The organism is Staphylococcus sp. IVB6181 (genome assembly GCF_025561445.1).
GTDB classification, from domain to species: Bacteria; Bacillota; Bacilli; order Staphylococcales; family Staphylococcaceae; genus Staphylococcus; species Staphylococcus simulans_B.
The window spans coordinates 1,336,307-1,355,360 of record NZ_CP095096.1 but is presented as its reverse complement, the minus strand read 5'-3'; the positions used below and the strand labels follow the sequence as shown (position 1 = coordinate 1,355,360).

The 19,054-nt window shown below is 36.9% G+C and carries 14 protein-coding genes; 1 reads left to right on the top strand and 13 read right to left on the bottom strand.

All coding sequences use genetic code 11. From position 1 onward, the window contains the following. Nucleotides 1-2 precede the first annotated feature (2 nt). The 10 genes from MUA90_RS06595 to MUA90_RS06550 form a co-directional block, all read right to left on the bottom strand. A complete protein-coding gene (locus MUA90_RS06595; protein ID WP_262588755.1) occupies nucleotides 3-1,430 on the bottom strand; it encodes a replicative helicase loading/DNA remodeling protein DnaB in 1,428 nt (475 codons plus the stop codon). 2 nt (nucleotides 1,431-1,432) lie between these two features. Beyond that, nucleotides 1,433-1,906: a transcriptional regulator NrdR gene (gene nrdR, locus MUA90_RS06590; RefSeq protein ID WP_105992583.1), complete on the bottom strand. Its 474-nt coding sequence runs from the start codon at nucleotides 1,904-1,906 to the stop codon at nucleotides 1,433-1,435. Between the two features lie 144 nt (nucleotides 1,907-2,050). Continuing rightward, nucleotides 2,051-3,073 carry a glyceraldehyde-3-phosphate dehydrogenase gene (locus tag MUA90_RS06585; protein WP_105992582.1) on the bottom strand — a complete coding sequence of 341 codons (1,023 nt, stop codon included), beginning with the start codon at nucleotides 3,071-3,073 and terminating at the stop codon, nucleotides 2,051-2,053. 160 nt (nucleotides 3,074-3,233) lie between these two features. Then, complete coding sequence (gene coaE, locus MUA90_RS06580; protein WP_262588754.1) at nucleotides 3,234-3,848, bottom strand: dephospho-CoA kinase; 615 nt, start codon at nucleotides 3,846-3,848, stop codon at nucleotides 3,234-3,236. Nucleotides 3,849-3,872: 24 nt separating this feature from the next. Further along, complete coding sequence (mutM, locus tag MUA90_RS06575; protein WP_262588753.1) at nucleotides 3,873-4,745, bottom strand: bifunctional DNA-formamidopyrimidine glycosylase/DNA-(apurinic or apyrimidinic site) lyase; 873 nt, start codon at nucleotides 4,743-4,745, stop codon at nucleotides 3,873-3,875. 15 nt (nucleotides 4,746-4,760) lie between these two features. Beyond that, entirely contained in the window at nucleotides 4,761-7,391 is a 2,631-nt protein-coding gene (polA, locus tag MUA90_RS06570; protein WP_262588752.1) for a DNA polymerase I, read from the bottom strand. Nucleotides 7,392-7,483: 92 nt separating this feature from the next. Beyond that, the gene (gene pnpS, locus MUA90_RS06565; RefSeq protein ID WP_114603180.1) at nucleotides 7,484-9,202 is read right to left on the bottom strand and encodes a two-component system histidine kinase PnpS; all 1,719 of its coding nucleotides are present in this window, start codon (nucleotides 9,200-9,202) and stop codon (nucleotides 7,484-7,486) included. Next, nucleotides 9,199-9,915 (bottom strand): response regulator transcription factor, encoded by a 717-nt coding sequence (locus MUA90_RS06560; RefSeq protein ID WP_105992577.1) that lies wholly within the window; start codon nucleotides 9,913-9,915, stop codon nucleotides 9,199-9,201. The genes pnpS and MUA90_RS06560 overlap by 4 nt, the downstream gene beginning before the upstream one ends. Before the next feature lie 182 nt (nucleotides 9,916-10,097). Beyond that, nucleotides 10,098-11,363: an NADP-dependent isocitrate dehydrogenase gene (icd, locus tag MUA90_RS06555; RefSeq protein ID WP_114603179.1), complete on the bottom strand. Its 1,266-nt coding sequence runs from the start codon at nucleotides 11,361-11,363 to the stop codon at nucleotides 10,098-10,100. Nucleotides 11,364-11,424: 61 nt separating this feature from the next. Next, nucleotides 11,425-12,543 carry a citrate synthase gene (locus tag MUA90_RS06550; protein ID WP_262588751.1) on the bottom strand — a complete coding sequence of 373 codons (1,119 nt, stop codon included), beginning with the start codon at nucleotides 12,541-12,543 and terminating at the stop codon, nucleotides 11,425-11,427. Between the two features lie 361 nt (nucleotides 12,544-12,904). Between MUA90_RS06550 and MUA90_RS06545 the strand changes: the two genes are divergently transcribed. After that, nucleotides 12,905-14,266 carry an amino acid permease gene (locus MUA90_RS06545; protein ID WP_262588750.1) on the top strand — a complete coding sequence of 454 codons (1,362 nt, stop codon included), beginning with the start codon at nucleotides 12,905-12,907 and terminating at the stop codon, nucleotides 14,264-14,266. A 78-nt stretch (nucleotides 14,267-14,344) separates the two neighbouring features. On the opposite strand, the gene MUA90_RS06540 is transcribed toward MUA90_RS06545, so the two are convergent. The 3 genes from MUA90_RS06540 to pyk form a co-directional block, all read right to left on the bottom strand. Further along, complete coding sequence (locus tag MUA90_RS06540) at nucleotides 14,345-15,586, bottom strand: ArgE/DapE family deacylase (RefSeq protein ID WP_262588749.1); 1,242 nt, start codon at nucleotides 15,584-15,586, stop codon at nucleotides 14,345-14,347. Nucleotides 15,587-15,619: 33 nt separating this feature from the next. Continuing rightward, nucleotides 15,620-16,987, bottom strand: coding sequence for an MDR family MFS transporter (locus MUA90_RS06535; RefSeq protein WP_262588816.1), 1,368 nt, complete (start codon nucleotides 16,985-16,987; stop codon nucleotides 15,620-15,622). 293 nt (nucleotides 16,988-17,280) lie between these two features. After that, nucleotides 17,281-19,041: a pyruvate kinase gene (gene pyk, locus MUA90_RS06530; RefSeq protein WP_262588748.1), complete on the bottom strand. Its 1,761-nt coding sequence runs from the start codon at nucleotides 19,039-19,041 to the stop codon at nucleotides 17,281-17,283. Nucleotides 19,042-19,054 lie beyond the last annotated feature (13 nt).

Here is a 19,054-nt window from a genome sequence, read left to right as displayed (position 1 = left end):
GTTTATTCATCCTCCTTCCATGTTTCATTTAATTGTTTTAAAAAGGCTTCTCTATCTTTTAAGAATTGTTCATCATGTGTATCTACTTTTCGTTTTTCGCCTTTTTTACGGCGTTTTTCATGCTGTCTGTTCAACAGCCAATCCGGAGTGATTTCTTTCGATACCGTTTGCTTTCTATAATTATTGAACTTGCTGCGGTTATTATAGGTTTGCGGCTGCTGTGCTTTCTCTTTTTGCGATTGCTGCATCGACTTGACATGCTTAAAGGCTTCTTTTGCCGAACTGAAACCTTTTTTCTTCCAATTCGAAGCTATTTCCAAGATATACGTTTTAGGCAGCTGACTATCATTTTTCAGCATTACATATTGCAGCAAGATATTTATCACTCCAAACGGCAGCTGTTCACGAACAATCAAGTCTTCAATTAAATACTTTTGACTTGGTGTCGGTTCTGAATCTGACCAGCTGGTTAACATATCTACCGGACTGGTTTCATCTAACAGTTGATACCACGCTTCAAACTCTTCGTCTGTTTTAGGCATTGTTGTCAGCGATACCGCAGTTTCTTTTGCTGGTGCAGCATTTGGTATATCTGCTTTAGCTTCTAATGAAGGCAGTTGATTTTCATGCTCAATCGCATAATAGGCACGCGCTTGTTTACGCAACTCTTCAAACGAAATCTTCTGTGCACTTGTCAGCGATTTTAAAATCAAGTTCTTCATACCTTCAGGAGTGATGCCGTATAATACTGCTAATTGTGTAATAAGATGCTTAGATTTTTCTTCAACAATTTCAGCACTGACAAAATGATTGCTCAGCAATTGATACAGCAGTTCGAAATCAAACTGAATCCGCTCTAAATTCATTCCTTCATATCGCGGTGTTTCCGTAATCGAATTGGTTGTATCCATCTGTTCAAATACATGATTCGGTACTTTAAATACATCTGTAAAATTGCGCGTCACTTCATGATACTCATCTAAATTAATGGGAGTGCTTTCAAAATAGCGTCTTAATTCATGGAATCTTTTACCGCCTGCTTCTTTATACAAATAGACAGACAACATAGGATCATTAAAGAATTTCTTAGATGTGGGAGGTTCTATTAATTGATAGACAAACTGTGAATATTGCTCGTTATGTTTGGCAAATGTTTTGACTAACCCTATCGCTTCTAAACGATTCATCTCTTCTCTGAAATCGCCTAAGTTTATCTTCAGTTCACTCATAATCACATAATGTGTTTTATTACTTTCAGCAGGATATGACGCAAACTGCGACAGATAATGGTATACACCGATAGCTGTTGTGCCGATTAACGGCGTAAATAAGCGATTAAGCACTTCTAATTGTGCTTCAGATAGTTTTTCAGCTTGCAATACTTTAAAAGGATCTTGAGGTCGTAAACCGAAATCACTTTGACGCATCATGATTATGATTCACTCCGTTTATTCTTTTCTTGCAAAATACCTTGCATCGACGCAAGTAATTGATCGACATCTTTAAACTCTTTATAAACTGATGCAAACCGTACATAAGATACTTGGTCTACGTGCATTAATAAGTTCATCACATGTTCGCCTATTTCTCTTGAAGAAACTTCTGCTTGACCTTCATCTCTTAGGCGCCACTCAACTTTATTGGTAATATCTTCAAGCTGCTGATAGCCTACTGGTCTCTTTTCACATGAACGAACTAGCCCATTTAAAATCTTATCACGTGAAAATTGTTCACGCGTACCATCTTTCTTCACAACGATTAATGGACTCATTTCAATATGTTCGAATGTGGTAAAACGAGTCCCGCAATTTTCACATTCACGGCGTCTGCGAATGGCATTAGCTTCATCAGCATGTCTGGAATCTATTACACGAGAATGTGTCGAATTACATTTAGGGCATTTCATTCATTTTCACCTCTTTTATTGATTAGGCCTATTATACTATAAAAATTGTTGTCACAAAAGAAAGGAAACTAAGACATGAAAAAACCAGTTAATTGGAGCCCTACTTCCAATTAACTGGTCAAAAATTTATGACAGCAGTATCAATTAAGCTGTTGCTGTTTCTTTAGTCTTTAACAATTCACCAATTTGAACTGCAATATCAACGACACGGTTTGAATAACCCCACTCATTATCGTACCAAGCGATAACTTTAACTTTCTTGTCGTCCATAACAAGTGTTGACATTGAATCAACGATTGCTGAGTTAGGGTTTGTATTGAAGTCTACTGATACTAACGGTTCGTCTGAAACTGCTAATACACCGTCTAAATCAGCATCTTCAAATGCTTTGTTAACTTCTTCAGCTGTAACATCTTGTTTTAAGTCTACAACTAAGTCAACAAGTGAAACGTTTTTAGTCGGCACACGTAATGCCATACCATGCAATTTACCTTCTAATTCAGGTAAAACTTCTTTCAATGCCTTTGCTGCACCTGTTGAAGTCGGGATAATACTTTCGTTGCATGAACGCGCACGACGTAAATCTTTGTGCGGATTATCAATATTCTTTTGGTCGTTTGTAATCGCGTGAACAGTTGTCATTAAACCATTTTCAATTCCGAAGCTGTCGTTTAATACTTTAGCTACTGGACCGATACAGTTTGTTGTACAAGAAGCATTACTGAAGATGTCGTATTCTTCAACATCTAAGTCTTCGTTGTTTACACCTTTAACAACCATTTGTACATGGCCGCCTTTTGAAGGACCTGTTAATAATACTTTTTTAGCACCTGCTTTAATGTGCGCATCTGCTTTGTCGCCATGATTGAATTTTCCTGTTGCTTCTATGACAATGTCAATATTTAAATCTTTCCAAGGTAAATTTTCTGGATTACGATCTGAAACTAATTTAATATCATGACCATCAATACGAATACCATTTTCTGTCGGTTCAACTTCACCGTCATATTTTCCATGTGTTGTATCGTATTTTACTAAATGTGCAATTGTTTCTGGAGGATAACTCGCATTGATTGCTACCACATTTAAGTCATCATTTTTAGAAGCAATACGCAAAACCATGCGTCCAATGCGTCCCATTCCATTAATTGCAATATTCGTTGTCATAAAAAGCACCCCTCGATTTTTATATGTGTTATACTTTATGGAATAAGTATAGCATATTTACGTAAAAATGAAAGCGTTTTATCAAAATTAACAAAAAAATTACTTATCATTAATGATAAGCAATTTTTGATTTCATATTTACATTGTTATTGAAACTGAATTAAACCTCTTCAGAGCTCTTAATATAGCCTTCTTGTACAAGCAATGCTTCTAGGTTTTGTTTTAATTCCAATAGTGTACCGCGATTATCAATCACATGATCAGCCATGCGGCGTTTTTTGTCTATTGAAATCTGACTGTAAACACGTGCTTTGGCTTCCTCTTGTGTTAAATCATTACGTTCCATTAAACGTTCCACTTGAATACTCTCAGAAGCATATACCAGCCAAGTTTCATCTACAGTATCTTGCAAATTATTTTCAAATAACAACGGAATATCCATGATGACATTATAGCCTTGTTCCAGATATGCTTCTTTTTGTTTTTCCATCAATTCTCTCACAATCGGATGAATGATATGGTTGAGTTCTTCGCGCTTTTTGTCATCGTTAAACACAATTTCGCCCACGTATTTACGATTCATTTCGCCATTTTCATCTATTGCTTCATCTCCGAAAGTTCGGCGGACTTGTTCTAAACCTTCAGAACCTTTTTCTACCGCTTCTCTCGCCGCAATATCAGCATCTACAATTTTAAAGCCGTGTACTGCTAACAACTCGGAAACAGTAGATTTTCCAGTTCCGATTCCGCCAGTTAGACCTATTACCTTTTGCATATTAAAATCTCCCTCGTTCACAATTTATTTTTGACAGTTTGGACAAAAGTGACTGTTTCTTCCTGCAATCACTTCTGTTTCAATCGGACCATTACATACCGGACATACCTTTTTCTTATATACATTCAAGTAATCTTGCATATGGCCGGTCTTTCCGTCTGCGTGGCGATAATCAGATATACTTGTACCGCCTTGTTCAATGCCTAATGCTAAAACATCCACGACTGCTTCAAACACACGCTGCTGTTCTTTTTGACTTAAAGATTGTACCGTGCGTTTAGGATGAATACGCGCATTGAATAAAGCTTCGCAAGCATAAATGTTGCCGCAGCCTGCTATGACTTTATGATCCAATATGACCTGTTTAATCGGTTTATTCTTATATTTACCCAATTTTAACTGTTGTTGGTAATGTGCAAACGCATTTTCATCAAAAGGTTCAGGTGCCATATCTTTATATGAAGCATATGCCGTAATGTCATCTACATTTCTGATTTCACCGAACCGTCTGATATCTGAAAAAATCAATTGCTTGCCACTACTCAACTTAAAATTGACATGCCAGTGTTTTTTGTAATTCGGTACAATAATCTCATCTAAATGATTCACCACAAAATAACCGCCAGTCATACCTAAATGACTGACAATTACTCTGCGGTCGCTATAATTTTCCAAATAGAGAAGGATATATTTGCTTCTACGTTCTACACGTGTAATTTTATATCCTTTTGTACGATTTTTAAACATGGATAAGTCCATTTGTTTAATAATTGTATCTCTGTTCTCTTTCTTTCCCGTTATAACTTTATCAGAGAATACTACATCTTCTATGGTTTGATTCACCACAAAAGGCTCTATTCCTCTTTTTACGTGTTCAACTTCTGGTAATTCCGGCAATCTTGTACCCTCTTTCTATTTTGCATCATACCAAGTAGGTCCGTAATTCGTATCTACTTGTAAAGGAACTTCAAGTTCTATCGCATTATCCATAATTTCTTCGATAAAGGCACTGAACGCTTCAACTTCGCTTTCAGGCAATTCAAAGATCAACTCATCGTGTACTTGTAATAATAAATGCGCATTAAATTCTGTTTCTTGAATTGCTTTGTCATAATTGACCATTGCAAGTTTGATAATATCTGCAGCACTGCCTTGAATCGGTGTATTCATGGCTGTACGCTCTGCGAAACTGCGTCGGTTGAAATTACGGCTTGTAATATCAGGAATATATCTGCGTCGATGCAGCAATGTTTCTACGTATCCTTTTGCTTTCGCATCTTTAACAATATCGCTCATATATTGTTTCACACCAGGGAGACTGTCTAAATAGTCATCAATAAATTGTTTAGCAGCTTTTCTTGTGATTCCTAAGCTTTGGCTGAGACCATAATCACTGATACCATAAACAATTCCGAAGTTGACTGCTTTAGCTTGTCTGCGCATTAAACCATCAACGTCATCCGCTTCGACATTAAAGACTTTCATCGCTGTTGCAGTATGAATGTCATGTCCTTCTCTGAATGCTTTCATCATACTTTCATCTTCAGTAATGTGTGCTAATACACGTAATTCGATTTGAGAGTAGTCCGCAGATAGTATCACATTGCCTGATTCTGCAGGTTTAAATGCTTTTCTGATACGTCTGCCTTCTTCTAAACGAACAGGAATGTTCTGCAAGTTAGGATCAACTGAAGACAGTCGTCCTGTTTGTGCGAGTGTTTGGTTAAAGTGTGTATGAATACGATTATCGTCTTGTATTACTTTTTGCAAGCCTTCAACATACGTTGATTGCAGTTTTGAGAGTTGGCGATATTCTAAAATATCTTCAATAATCGGATGTTCGCCTTGTAACTGTTCAAGTACATCTACGGCAGTAGAATAACCTGTCTTTGTCTTTTTAATAACAGGCAGTTCTAACTTTTCAAACAAGACCACACCCAGCTGTTTCGGCGAGTTTAAATTAAATGATTCGCCGGCTGCTTCATGAATACATGCAATCAATGTATCAAGTTTGCCTTGAATTTCGCTTTCCATCTCTTTAAGTTCTTCAACGTCCGTATAAACACCCAGTTCTTCCATTTTGCCTAAAATACGTGCTAATGGCAGTTCTAAGTCTTTGAATAAATCTAGTTGATTGTATTCTTTTAATTGGTCATGCATAATCGGCACACATTGATTAACAGCATCTAATATCGCCGCTATATAAGGATTAAGGACTTCATCCTCTGGAATTTGGCGTTTGCGTCCTTTGCCGTATACATGTACCGCTTCAGCCACATAATTTTGTCCATATTGGCTGACTACTGAATGTACATCATCAATCGAACGCGATGGATCTAAAATGTAGCTTGCAAGCATAATATCAAAGGTAATGTTTTGAATATCAATATTCAAACGATGTGCTTCTGCATACGTTTTTTTCGCATCATAGACATATTTTTTCGTATCTTTATTTTCTAACCATTGAACAAGTGCAGAGTGTTGTGTTACTTCTGATCCGTCAATCACCACATAATGGTCATCTGTATGCAGACCGAATTTTAAAATATCTGCTGTTAAATAGTCGCCCTCATCCACTTCAAAATGAATCGCAGCAGCGTCTAATTGATCAAAGTCGATAGCATCAAAATCTGTTTCTAATTTATATTCTTTTGCACTTTCACTTTCAACATCAGCATCCACATCGATTTGATTCAGCATTTGTTTAAAATCTAATTCTTTAAATAGTTCGATTTTTTGTGTTTGATCTGTATCTTCAGGTCGTTTCGTATCTTTCAATGAAACTTCAATCGGGCTCTCTACATTAATAGTGGCTAACTGTTTACTCATTAATGCATCTTCATGCCCGTTTTCAAGTTTTTCTTTTAACTTCTTGCCGGACACTTCATCCAAATGGTCGTAAAGATTTTCAACAGAATCAAATTGATTCAATAATTTGATCGCTGTTTTTTCTCCTACACCTGCAATACCAGGAATATTATCTGATGTATCACCCATTAAACCTTTCATATCAATAATTTGAGACGGTTTAAGTCCATTATATTTTTCAGCAATAAATTCAGGTGTATAGTGGTCCACATCTGTTACACCTTTTTTCGTATAATAAATGGTTACATTATCTGTCGCAAGCTGCGTTAAGTCGCGATCGCCTGTTACAATAATCGTCTGCATCCCTGCTTCATCAGCGGCTTTGCTTAATGTACCGATAATATCATCGGCTTCATAATTTTCTAACTCATAATGTTTAATATGATAAGCATCTAAAAGTTGTCTAATCAGCGGGAACTGTTCGCTTAATTCTGGTGGCGTCTTTTGTCTTCCGCCTTTGTAATCACCATATGTTTGATGTCTGAATGTTGTTTTGCCCGCATCAAACGCGACTAAGAAATGCGTCGGATTTTCTTCTTTGATAATTTTTTCTAATAACATCGCAAATCCATAAGTCGCATTTGTATGAATTCCAGCGCGATTCGTTAATAGAGGCAATGCATAAAATGCACGGAAACTTAAACTATTTCCATCAATTAACACTAATTTTTCCACACTATAACCTCCAGAATTGGTTTGGTTCTATTTTATCATATGTCTGTATGCCACTCATAAAAATAGCGCCGGAAATTCATCCGGCGCAAAGATTATGAGATTTTATTAGATTTATTTTTATTGTCGAAAAAGATAACTTTGAACGTTGTTCCGACACCGACTTCACTTTCAATTTGAATACGGCCATGATAAGCCTCAACAATGTGTTTTGTGATAGAAAGACCAAGACCCGTACCGCCAGAATCTCGGCTGCGTGCTTTGTCTACACGATAGAAACGTTCAAACACATGCTTTTGATCTTCAGGCGCAATACCAATACCATAGTCTTCCACTTCTAGGACACATTTCTCTTTATCTTTGTACACTCTCACATGGACAACACTGTCTTTTGGCGAATAGTTGATTGCATTGCTGACGATATTCACGACAACTTGTGCAATTTTAGATTCTTGTGCATCAATCAAGACATAATCTTCGATTTCAGTGTCTAATGTGATATTTTTCTTTTTGCCGTTCGTATACAGCGTTTTGACAGTATTTCTTGTCACTTCAGATAAATCAACTGGCTCTGTAGTAATTTCTGTCTGCTGCTCAATGTGAGACAAATCAAGCAAGTCTTCCACTAATGATTCAATGCGGTTCGACTCTTTCAAGATAATATTTAAGAATTCATCCAATGTAGTTTCATCATTTTTAGCACCGTCTATCAACGTTTCCGCAAAACCTTTAATAGATGTAATCGGTGTTTTCAACTCGTGCGATACATTTGCGACAAATTCGCGACGCAAGTTCTCAAGTTTCTTCAAGCTGGTAATATCATGGAGCACAACTACCATGCCTTGAAGTCTTTTTTTCTTGCGCGACAAAATCGGTACACACACTGTATCAAAGTATCTTTCATGTACATTGTTCAAGTAAATTTTAACTTGATCATTGATCGTTTTTTCAGTTTTGAATGCATCGATAATCAACGTATTAAGTTTACCCTTAATCACTCTATTATAGTTTTTGTTTACTACACTTGATTCCGGATTGAACATATCATAATAAGCAGTGTTCGCAATTACAATCTTGCCATACTTATCAATCATCAATACAGAACTTGGAATATTCTCAAGTGTTGTTTTTAAACGATTAGATTGAATCTTTTGTTCGTTATACATTTTCTGCAAACGGCGTGCCAACTCATTCGTCGTAACGAATAAATCACGTGTCTCTTTGACATTGCTTTCAGGGACACGAATATGGTAATGCCCTTGTGCAAGCAATTTCGTCGCATATGTCACATCATTGATGGGTCTGATATACGTACGGTTGATATTTCTGACAATTAAAAAGACAAGTACAATAATAAACAGTCCGATAATCGCAATATATTTCCATGCTTCAAATTGAAGCTGCGTAATCTCGTTGTTATACCCTGTAATGATGACAAAATGATCATTTGCAATAAACTTATACGTAAATCTGTGGTTGCCTTTATGCGTATCGTATAAAAGATTCGACGGGTTGCCGACAACATTGATGTTCTTGTTAGGCGGGACATCATTTCCTGCCTTAAATAATGTTTTGCCTCCATCATTGTTATGTATGGATACTGCAAAATTATTTAAATGTGCAAATTCTTTGATGGTCTGTTCGTGATGCTTTTCATATGACTCATTGATGCGTTCGGCATCATGCTTTAAACTTTCCGCATCCCTTTGAGAGATAGTCGTGTAAATCGCATGATTGATTAATAATCCTAACGCAATGAGACAAGAGATAATCAGTACGGCTAACGTAAGCAGTAAGCGTGTGTAGAACTTCAATTAGCTGACTTCGGTCTTTCTAATTTATAGCCTAAACCACGAACAGTTTTAATCAATTTCGGCTGCTTAGGATTTTCTTCTAATTTATCTCTTAAGTGACTGATGTGCACATCAACAATTCTTGAATCTCCTGTAAATTCATAGTTCCATACAGAGTTCAGCATATGCTCTCTTGTAATCACACGTCCTTGACGCTCGATTAAATATAATAATAACTCAAATTCTTTAGGGGTTAATTCTAATAATTCGTTGTTCTTATATACTTCAAAATATTCAGGTCTGATTTTGATTGAACCTATAATAACATCTTCGTTATCTGTTTCATCTTCTTTTTGGCTGTGCACTTGTTTAGATCTGCGTAAAATTGCTTTAACACGTGCGACGACTTCTCTTGGAGAGAATGGTTTTGTCATATAGTCATCTGCACCTAATTCCAGACCTAAAACACGGTCAAATTCATCATCTTTCGCAGTCAACATTAAAATCGGAACAAGATTTTTGTCTGAACGAATCGATTTGCAGACTTCGATACCGTCTAATTTAGGCAGCATTACATCTAATACGACCAAATCCGGTTGAACAGCGTCTAATTTTTGGAGCGCTTCTTCTCCATCATAGGCCACTTCTACTAAATAACCTGCTGTTTCCAAATTATATTTCAGCAACGTTACAATTGATTGTTCATCATCGACTACTAAAATTTTCTGAGTCATGGTAGTACCCCCTGTGTATTTTTCAACCTAATTATAACTTATATTTTCATAAAGATAACATACTATGTATTAACTTTACACAATCTTAACATTGGGTTAATAACAAAATAATTTGAAAGGTAAAAATAAAAGCTATACCGCTCCCCAAAGAGCAGTATAGCTTTCCATCTATTATGAATGGATTATAAGTTTTTAATTAACTCATCAGCGAATTCAGAAGTTTTAACTTCTTTAGCGCCTTCCATCATACGTGCAAAGTCGTATGTTACAACTTTAGATGCAATTGTTTTCTCAATTGAATCTGTGATTAAGTCAGCAGCTTCTTGCCAACCTAAGTGTTCTAACATTAACACTGCACTTAATAATTCAGATGAAGGGTTAACTTTATCTTGGTCAGCGTATTTAGGTGCTGTACCATGAGTCGCTTCGAAGATAGCATGACCAGTATCGTAGTTGATGTTTGCGCCTGGTGCAATACCGATACCGCCGACTTGTGCAGCCAATGCATCTGAGATGTAGTCACCATTTAAGTTCATAGTTGCTACTACATCGTATTCAGCTGGACGTGTAAGGATTTGTTGCAAGAAGATGTCCGCAATTGAATCTTTGATGATGATTTTGCCGTCTGCTTCAGCTTGATCTTGGATTTTGTTTGCTTCATCTTTGCCTTTTTCTTCAACTAGGCGATCATATTGCTGCCAAGTGAATACTTTGTCGCCGAATTCATTTTCAGCTAAATCGTAACCCCATTGTTTGAAAGCACCTTCAGTGAACTTCATGATGTTCCCTTTGTGTACTAATGTTACTGATTTGCGGTTGTTATCAATCGCATATTGGATTGCAGAACGTACTAAACGTTCAGTACCTTCTTTAGATACAGGTTTTACACCGATACCAGATGTTTCTGGGAAGCGGATATTTTTAGCACCCATTTCATCTTGTAAGAAATCGATTAATTTCTTAGCTTCTGGTGTACCTTCTTTAAATTCGATACCTGCATAAATATCTTCAGTGTTTTCACGGAAGATCACCATGTCAGTATCTTCTGGACGTTTAACTGGTGATGGAACACCTTTGAACCAACGTACAGGACGTAAGCATGCATATAAGTCTAATGTTTGACGCAATGCTACGTTTAATGAACGGATACCTCCGCCGATTGGTGTTGTTAAAGGTCCTTTGATTGCGATAAGATATTCTTCAATTGTATCTAAAGTTTCTTGAGGCAGCCATTCGCCTGTTTCGTCATAAGCTTTTTGACCTGCTAAGATTTCTTTCCATTCAATTTGTTTTTCGCCGTTATAAGCTTTTTCAACAGCAGCGTCTAATACGCGGCTTGCTGCTCTCCAAATATCTGGTCCGATACCATCGCCGATGATATAAGGGATGATAGGATTGTTAGGTACTAATAAACCGTCTTCTTGTTTTACAATTTTTTCTGGTGCCATTCTAAATTCCTCCGTTAATATAAATTATTGTGATGATTCCAAGTCGTCTCTTTATTTAATATTAGCGATCTTCGATAGGTACATATTCACGATTTGTTTCGCCGATATATTGTGCACGCGGTCTCATAATACGGTTATCTCTATATTGTTCGAAGATATGAGCTAACCAGCCTGAAGTACGGCTGACTGCGAAAATCGGTGTAAATAAATCATGAGGAATGTTCATGCTGTGATATACAGTTGCACTGTAGAAGTCAACGTTTGCGATAATGCCTGTATGTTCCTTCATTAAATCTTCAATTTTCACTGAGATATCATACAAGTGTTTTTGACCTGTTTCATCAGTGATTTTCTTACTCATTGTTTTTAAATACTTAGCACGAGGGTCGCCGTTTTTATATACGCGGTGACCAAAGCCCATTACTTTTTCTTTGTTTTTCAATTTATTATCAATATATGGTTCTACTTCATCTACTGAATGAATTTCAGACAGCATATTCATTACACGTTCGTTTGCGCCGCCGTGTAAAGGTCCTTTTAATGAACCTACAGCTGCAACAATACCTGAATACATATCAGATAGTGATGATACAGCACAGCGTGCAGTGAATGCTGAAGCATTTAATTCATGGTCAGCATGCAATACTAATGCTTTGTTAAACGCTTCTACTTCAATGTCGCTTGGTTCTTCACCGCGCAGCATATATAAGAAGTTTGCCGCATAGTTTAAGCCTTTTTTAGGATAAACAGGCTCTTTACCTTGTCTTACGCGTTCGAATGAAGCGACTAATGATGCCATTTTCGCTTGAATTCTGATCGCACGGTCATACTTTTCTTCTTCAGTTTCGCTTTCAGCATTTTCATCGAAATGCGCAACATAAGAAACTGAAGTTCTTAGTGCTGTCATTGGATGAACGTTGTCCGTTGCATAGTCTTCGAAATGATCATAAACTCTTTGGTCTAATTTCTTATACTCGTATAGTTTTTCTTGCAACTCATTTAATTCATCTTGTGTTGGAAGTCTATAGTTCCATAATAAGAAAATGACTTCTTCAAATAATGCGTTTTCTGCTAAATCATCGATGTCGTAACCAGCATATGTCAGTTGGCTATCGATAATTGAGCTTACCTTTGTTTCAGCTGCAATTACCCCTTCTAAACCTTTATGCAATTCTGCCATATTAATTTCCCCTTTTCTATAACAAATTGAAATGGCTTTCATTTAGTATTATATCCAATATGAACGCTTTTGTGAACAATTTAGAAACTTTAAATTGTGCATTGATACTATTGTAATTACCCGTACACAGCGAAAAATGCAATTTCTCCTCTTAAATTTGGTAATATATTACATTATTATAGCTTAAAGTAACGAAATCATCATGATTTCAACCATCCATTTTAAATTATTATCATTCATAATAACTATATTTCATTGAGAATTGCATGAAAATTCTCATTATTTCCAAAAAATATTTGTCATCTTGTAGGGATATGTGCATAATATTATTAAGGTGCAAAAAGGGAGTTGTTTTTAAACTATGGCAAACAATTTACAAAGAGAACTGAGCAATCGTCACATTCAGTTGATTGCGATTGGTGGCGCGATCGGTACTGGATTGTTCCTGGGGGCAGGACAGACGATAGCGATGACAGGACCTTCCATCTTATTAACCTACATCATTATCGGTTTGATGTTATTTATGTTCATGAGGGGCTTAGGTGAAATTCTGATTTCAAATACTAACTTCAAGTCTTTCGCCGATGTAACAAATGAGTACATAGGACCTTTTGCAGGGTTCGTAACCGGCTGGACATATTGGTTATGTTGGATTATTACAGGGATGGCAGAAGTTACAGCAGTCGCAAAATATGTCAGCTTCTGGTGGCCGCAGATTCCTAACTGGGTCAGCGCTCTGTTTTGTGTCATTATCTTAATGGCCTTCAACTTATTAAGTGCGAAAATTTTCGGGGAATTAGAGTTCTGGTTTGCGATCATCAAAGTGACAACTATCATCGTTTTAATTGTCGTTGGTCTTGGCATGATTTTCGTAGCGTATGAAACGAAATTCGGTCATGCAAATGTGGCTAACCTTTATAATCACGGTATTTTCCCTAAAGGTATTTCAGGTTTCTTCATGTCATTCCAAATGGCAGTGTTCTCATTCGTTGGGATCGAATTAATCGGTGTAACAGCGGGTGAAACTAAAGCCCCTGAAAAAACGATTCCGAAAGCAATCAACAGTGTACCTGCACGTATCTTGATTTTCTACGTTGGTGCACTTGCAGTGATTATGTCTATTATTCCTTGGTATAAAGTCGACCCGTCAGATAGTCCGTTCGTTCGATTATTCGCATTGGTCGGAATACCATTTGCGGCTGGTATCATCAACTTTGTGGTATTAACAGCAGCTGCTTCATCTTGTAATAGCGGTATTTTCTCAAACAGCCGTATGTTATTCGGATTATCAAGACAAGAACAAGCACCGCCTATTTTCCATAAAACAAATAGAAACGGTGTACCGCACATTGCGATTATCGTCTCATGTGCCCTATTACTTGTCGCAGCTTTATTAAACTATATTGTTCCGGATGCTACTTTAGTATTTACTTACGTAACAACAGTATCAACAGTATTATTCTTAGTCGTTTGGTCATTAATTACAATCGCGTATATTAAATACCATAGACGCGAACCTAAAAACCATAAAAATGCAATTTATAAATTGCCGGGCGGTAAGTATTCTGGTTATGCAATTTTAATCTTCTTCATCTTTGTATTCGGATTATTATTTGTTAACCCTGTCACAAGAACAGCGATTTTCTTATCACCGATTTGGTTTATCATGTTAGGTTTAATGTACTGGAGATACACACAACAACTTAAGAAACATCAATCATAAAACCAAAAAATAAAAAGCACCCAATAAACAAATCAAACGCCTGCACATCTTATTTTGTGCAGGCGTATCTTTTTGCGCTTATTTTTCAGCAGCTTTATTAGTATATTGTGTTAAAAGCGAAATGAAATATTCAATGAAATCCAAATATGTCTTTTTATCAACATATTCGTTGATTTGATGTGCTGTACTGCCAGGACCGTACATTAAGAATGGGAAGTTTTCATCTTTGCCTTTTAATAAGTTAGATGCATCTGTAACCCCTGGCATTGGTGTAATTAAAATATCTTTATCAAACATATCTTTTGCGATTTGGTAACCTGTTTCGATTAAAGTATTTTGACCTGTTGTAATGACAGGATCTAAATCTAAATATAAATCTTCTTTTAAATCTGCCCCGTTGTTGTTAGCGGCTTTTAAATGATGGTTGAAGAGTGCTTTAACATCGTCATTGTTATATTCAGGTACCGTTCTGATATTGAATTCAGCTGTTGCGCGATCTGGTACAGAATTGACTTGATTGCCGCCGTTGAAAATCGTATTGCTGATGACAAGACCAGATAATACTTTTTGCGCTTCATTTAAATCTACTTTATCTCCAAAGAGGTGTCCTAAATGATTAACCATTTGCGTGAAGTCTAATTGACTTGTATTCAATGTACGAAGTGCTTCTTGATAAGCTTCATCTATATTCAATACAAAGTGCATTAAAGGCTGAATCGCATTGCGTCCGATTATCGGCATAGAACTGTGTGCTGCTTCACCATAAGACGTAATGCGATAATCCATAGAACCTTTATGTGCATATACAATGTTTGTTTCTGACGGTTCCGCAATAATCAATGCATCGACATCATCCATGTATCCTTTTTCATACAACTGTTTAGAACCTAGTTGTTCCATTTCTTCACCGCTAGTTGCCATGAATTTAATGGTACCTTGTTTCAATAAGTCTTGTTCTTTGATTTCAATTAACGCAATCGCCAGTGCTGCTAAACCTGATTTCATATCAGAGGCACCGCGCCCATAAAGCTTGCCGTCTGTTTCAGTTAATTCGAACGGAGGATATTTCCATGCATCGCAATCCCCTTCTGATACGACATCCATATGTCCAGAAATACCGACTACAGGTGAACCGCTTCCGATTTTAGCGATTAAATTCACACGCGTCTGTGTTATCTCATCTATTTCAGTTTCAATTCCATGCGCTTCAAACAGCCCTTTCAAATATTGGGCCACTTCTATCTCATTATCATTCACAGAATTAATATTGACGATATTGCTCAAAATATCAACGCGTTCTTCATTAGTTAATACTGACATTCAGAAATCCTTCCTTTCAATAAATAACTTGTTTTATGTGCGCTGCTCTTTAATGAACAGACTTAATACAAAACCGATAATCATGATAATAGTAGTAAAAACAAATGCGGCATCTATCCCTTTGACTGTCGCCATTCTCGCAAGCATTTGCGATGAAACATGATGGTGTCCATAATCAGTAAAATGTTTTGCGACGGCTGACATAATTGTGATACTGATTGCTGTGCCCATAGCACCTGCAATAATACGTAACGCATTAATAATTGCAGTACCATGCGAAATTTCATGATCTTGCAATGCGTTTAATCCAGCAGTATTCAATGGCATAATCAATAAGCCTACAGAAAACATTCGTATCGCGTATATCACTACTACGTACCAAAACGGCGTATCTACCGTTAACATGCCATGTAAGATTGTCATCACAATCAGTAGAAGGAAACCAGGAATAATTAATACCCGTGCTCCAAAGCGATCGTATATTTTTCCTGTATAAACCGAAATCATGGCATTGAATACGGCTCCAGGCAAGATAACTAAACCTGATAAAAGTGCTGATAATCCTAAACCTGTCTGCACATACATCGGAATTAATAAAGCAGGTCCGACAATTCCGATAAACAGCGCCATAGACGCAAATGCGGATAAGGAGAAAGTTCTGTTTTTAAACACCTGCATATTCAGTAGAGGATGTTTTAATTTCAACTGTCTTAGCGTAAAAACAATGATAATTATAATACCAAGCAGTAATACTGAAATTACAATTGGTGAAGTCACACCTAATTTTCCCACCGTGCTGAATGCATATAAAATGAGTCCGAAACCAAATGTAGAATAAACCACTGAAATTTTATCCAGATGTGCTGCTTTAGGTTGATTTTGACGCTCTACAAAGAAGATACCGAAGATAAATACAACGACTGAAATCGCTGCTACAACAAAAAATGGTATGCGCCAAGTAAAATGGTCAATCAGCAGACCTGTTAATGTAGGACCGACTGCAGGTGCTGTTTGTGCAACGATGCCAGTCAATCCCATCGCAAAGCCCCGTTTTTCAACTGGGAACAGTGTGAATACTGTAAATTGCATCAACGGCAGTAGTATCCCTGCACCGATAGCTTGAATGACACGTGCTGCCATTAAAATCTCAAAGACAGGCGAAAGTGCCGAAATGACAGAACCTATTAGAAATGCTGCCATAGAAAATATATACAGCGTCTTCGTTGAATACTTGTCCATTAAATATGCAGTGAGCGGAATCATAATACCGTTCACAAGCATAAAGCCGGTAATCAGCCATTGTGCTGTTGTATCATGCACACCCAAATCTTTAATGATTGCAGGCAGCGCTGTATTTAGAATCGTTTGATTCAACATCGCCGCAAAGGCACTGATCAGCATGATCACTACAATCACATTTCTCTTTTGATGAGAAGCGTGCTTAACCTCCAATAGTAAACCTCCCTTCTGAAATAAATTACAGAAAAAAAACTTTATCATAAATAGTTAGCTTAACAAACCAATTTACTTATTAAATAATAATAAAAATTACCTTAAAATTATTAATATTTCATAGATTATGTATCATTACATGAATCATTTTATCTTTCGTACTTCTAACAATAAAAAACTGCCTGCTTCAAAAAAGAAACAGACAGCTTATATAATTTAATATGAAATTTTAACGCTTTTGATTAAAGTACGTTTGCATAACCGTCATAAACACGACCAGTGTTTGCATCTACAGTTACAACCGCATCATCATGGATTAATTTAGTTGCGTTGCTTGCACCAACGATTGTTGGGATACCTTGTTCTAAACCGATGATTGCGCTTGGAGAAGTAATACCGCCTTCTTCTGCAACTAAACCAGCAGCTTGTTCAACATAAGGTACGAATGTTTCGTCAGTAGAGTGTGTTACGATTACTGCATTAGTAAGGTCTTTGCCTTCTAATTCAGAAGCTTCGTTAACTACTACAGCATTACCTACAACAGAGTTGCGGCCAACGCCTTGACCTTTAACAAGTTCGTCGCCTACTAAATGTAATTTCATCATGTTAGTAGTACCTTTTTCACCAGTTGGTACACCGGCAGTGATAATTAACAAGTCACCGTTTTGTACACGTCCAGTTTCGATTGCTGTAGCCACTGCATTGTTTAATAAAGCATCAGTTGTTTTGCGGCCTTTTTTAACAACTGGGAATACGCCCCATACTAATGCTAATTGACGTGCAGTTTCAGGACTTGGTGTAACTGCGATAATGTCTGAATGCGGACGGAATTTAGAAATTGTTTTAGCAGTTGAACCACTTTCAGTTGCTGCAACGATTGCTTTAACTTTTAAATTAAGTGCAGTATGTGCAACAGAAACACCGATTGCGTTTACTAAGTTAGTTTCTTCTAATTTAGTACGATCGTTTAATAATTTTTTGTAGTTTTGAGCAGCTTCAGCAGCAACTGCGATATTTCTCATTGCTTTAACTGCTTCTTCAGGATATAAACCAGCAGCAGTTTCACCAGATAACATTACTGCATCTGTACCATCATAGATAGCGTTTGCTACGTCACTTGCTTCGGCTCTTGTAGCACGCGGGTTACGTTGCATAGAGTCTAACATTTGAGTTGCTGTGATAACTGGTTTGCCTAATTTATTACATTGTCTGATAAGGTCTTTTTGGATAACTGGTACATTTTCAGGTGGAATTTCAACACCCATGTCACCACGAGCTACCATTAAACCGTCAGAAACTTCAAGGATTTCTTTAATGTTGTCGATACCTTCTTGGTTTTCGATTTTAGGAAGAATGCTGATGTTAGTGTTGCGTTCTTCTTCTAAAATTTTGCGGATATCTAACACATCGCTAGGACGACGTACGAAACTTGCTGCGATGAAGTCAACGTTTTCGTCAATACCGAAGCGGATATCGTCCGCATCTTTGTCAGTGATACCTGGTAAGTTTACTTTAACATTTGGTAAGTTAACACCTTTTTTGTTTTTGATTTCACCAGAGTTTAAGACTTCGCATAATACTTCGCCTTTATCTTTGTTGATTTCTTTAACTTCTAATTCAACTAAACCATCGTCTAACAAGATGTATGAACCAAGTTCAATATCATTGATTAAATCTTCATAAGTTACAGAAAATTTGTCTGCTGTTCCAAGTACTTCAGTCATGCTGACGATAACATCGTTACCTTTTTCTAAATTGATCACACCATTTTCCATGTTGTGTGTTCTGATTTCAGGTCCTTTTGTATCCAACATGATTGCAATTGTTTTATCTAAACGTTTCGCAACTTCTCTGATACGGTCAATACGTACTTTGTGTTCCGCATGATCACCATGTGAGAAGTTTAAGCGGGCAACGTTCATCCCAGCGTTCATTAATTTTTCTAACATTTCTTCAGATTCTGATGCAGGTCCAATCGTACAAACGATTTTAGTTTTTCTCATTATAAAAGCCTCC

Coding starts and splice junctions, on each gene's coding strand:
- icd (WP_114603179.1), bottom strand. CDS start 11,363: ATGGCACCAGAAAAAATTGTAAAACAAGAAGACGGTTTATTAGTACCT.
- MUA90_RS06535 (WP_262588816.1), bottom strand. CDS start 16,987: ATGCTGATCAGTGCCTTTGCGGCGATGTTGAATCAAACGATTCTAAAT.
- MUA90_RS06560 (WP_105992577.1), bottom strand. CDS start 9,915: ATGACTCAGAAAATTTTAGTAGTCGATGATGAACAATCAATTGTAACG.
- MUA90_RS06545 (WP_262588750.1), top strand. CDS start 12,905: ATGGCAAACAATTTACAAAGAGAACTGAGCAATCGTCACATTCAGTTG.
- coaE (WP_262588754.1), bottom strand. CDS start 3,848: ATGCAAAAGGTAATAGGTCTAACTGGCGGAATCGGAACTGGAAAATCT.
- MUA90_RS06585 (WP_105992582.1), bottom strand. CDS start 3,073: ATGACAACGAATATTGCAATTAATGGAATGGGACGCATTGGACGCATG.
- nrdR (WP_105992583.1), bottom strand. CDS start 1,906: ATGAAATGCCCTAAATGTAATTCGACACATTCTCGTGTAATAGATTCC.
- pyk (WP_262588748.1), bottom strand. CDS start 19,041: ATGAGAAAAACTAAAATCGTTTGTACGATTGGACCTGCATCAGAATCT.
- MUA90_RS06550 (WP_262588751.1), bottom strand. CDS start 12,543: ATGGCAGAATTGCATAAAGGTTTAGAAGGGGTAATTGCAGCTGAAACA.
- MUA90_RS06595 (WP_262588755.1), bottom strand. CDS start 1,430: ATGATGCGTCAAAGTGATTTCGGTTTACGACCTCAAGATCCTTTTAAA.
- MUA90_RS06540 (WP_262588749.1), bottom strand. CDS start 15,586: ATGTCAGTATTAACTAATGAAGAACGCGTTGATATTTTGAGCAATATC.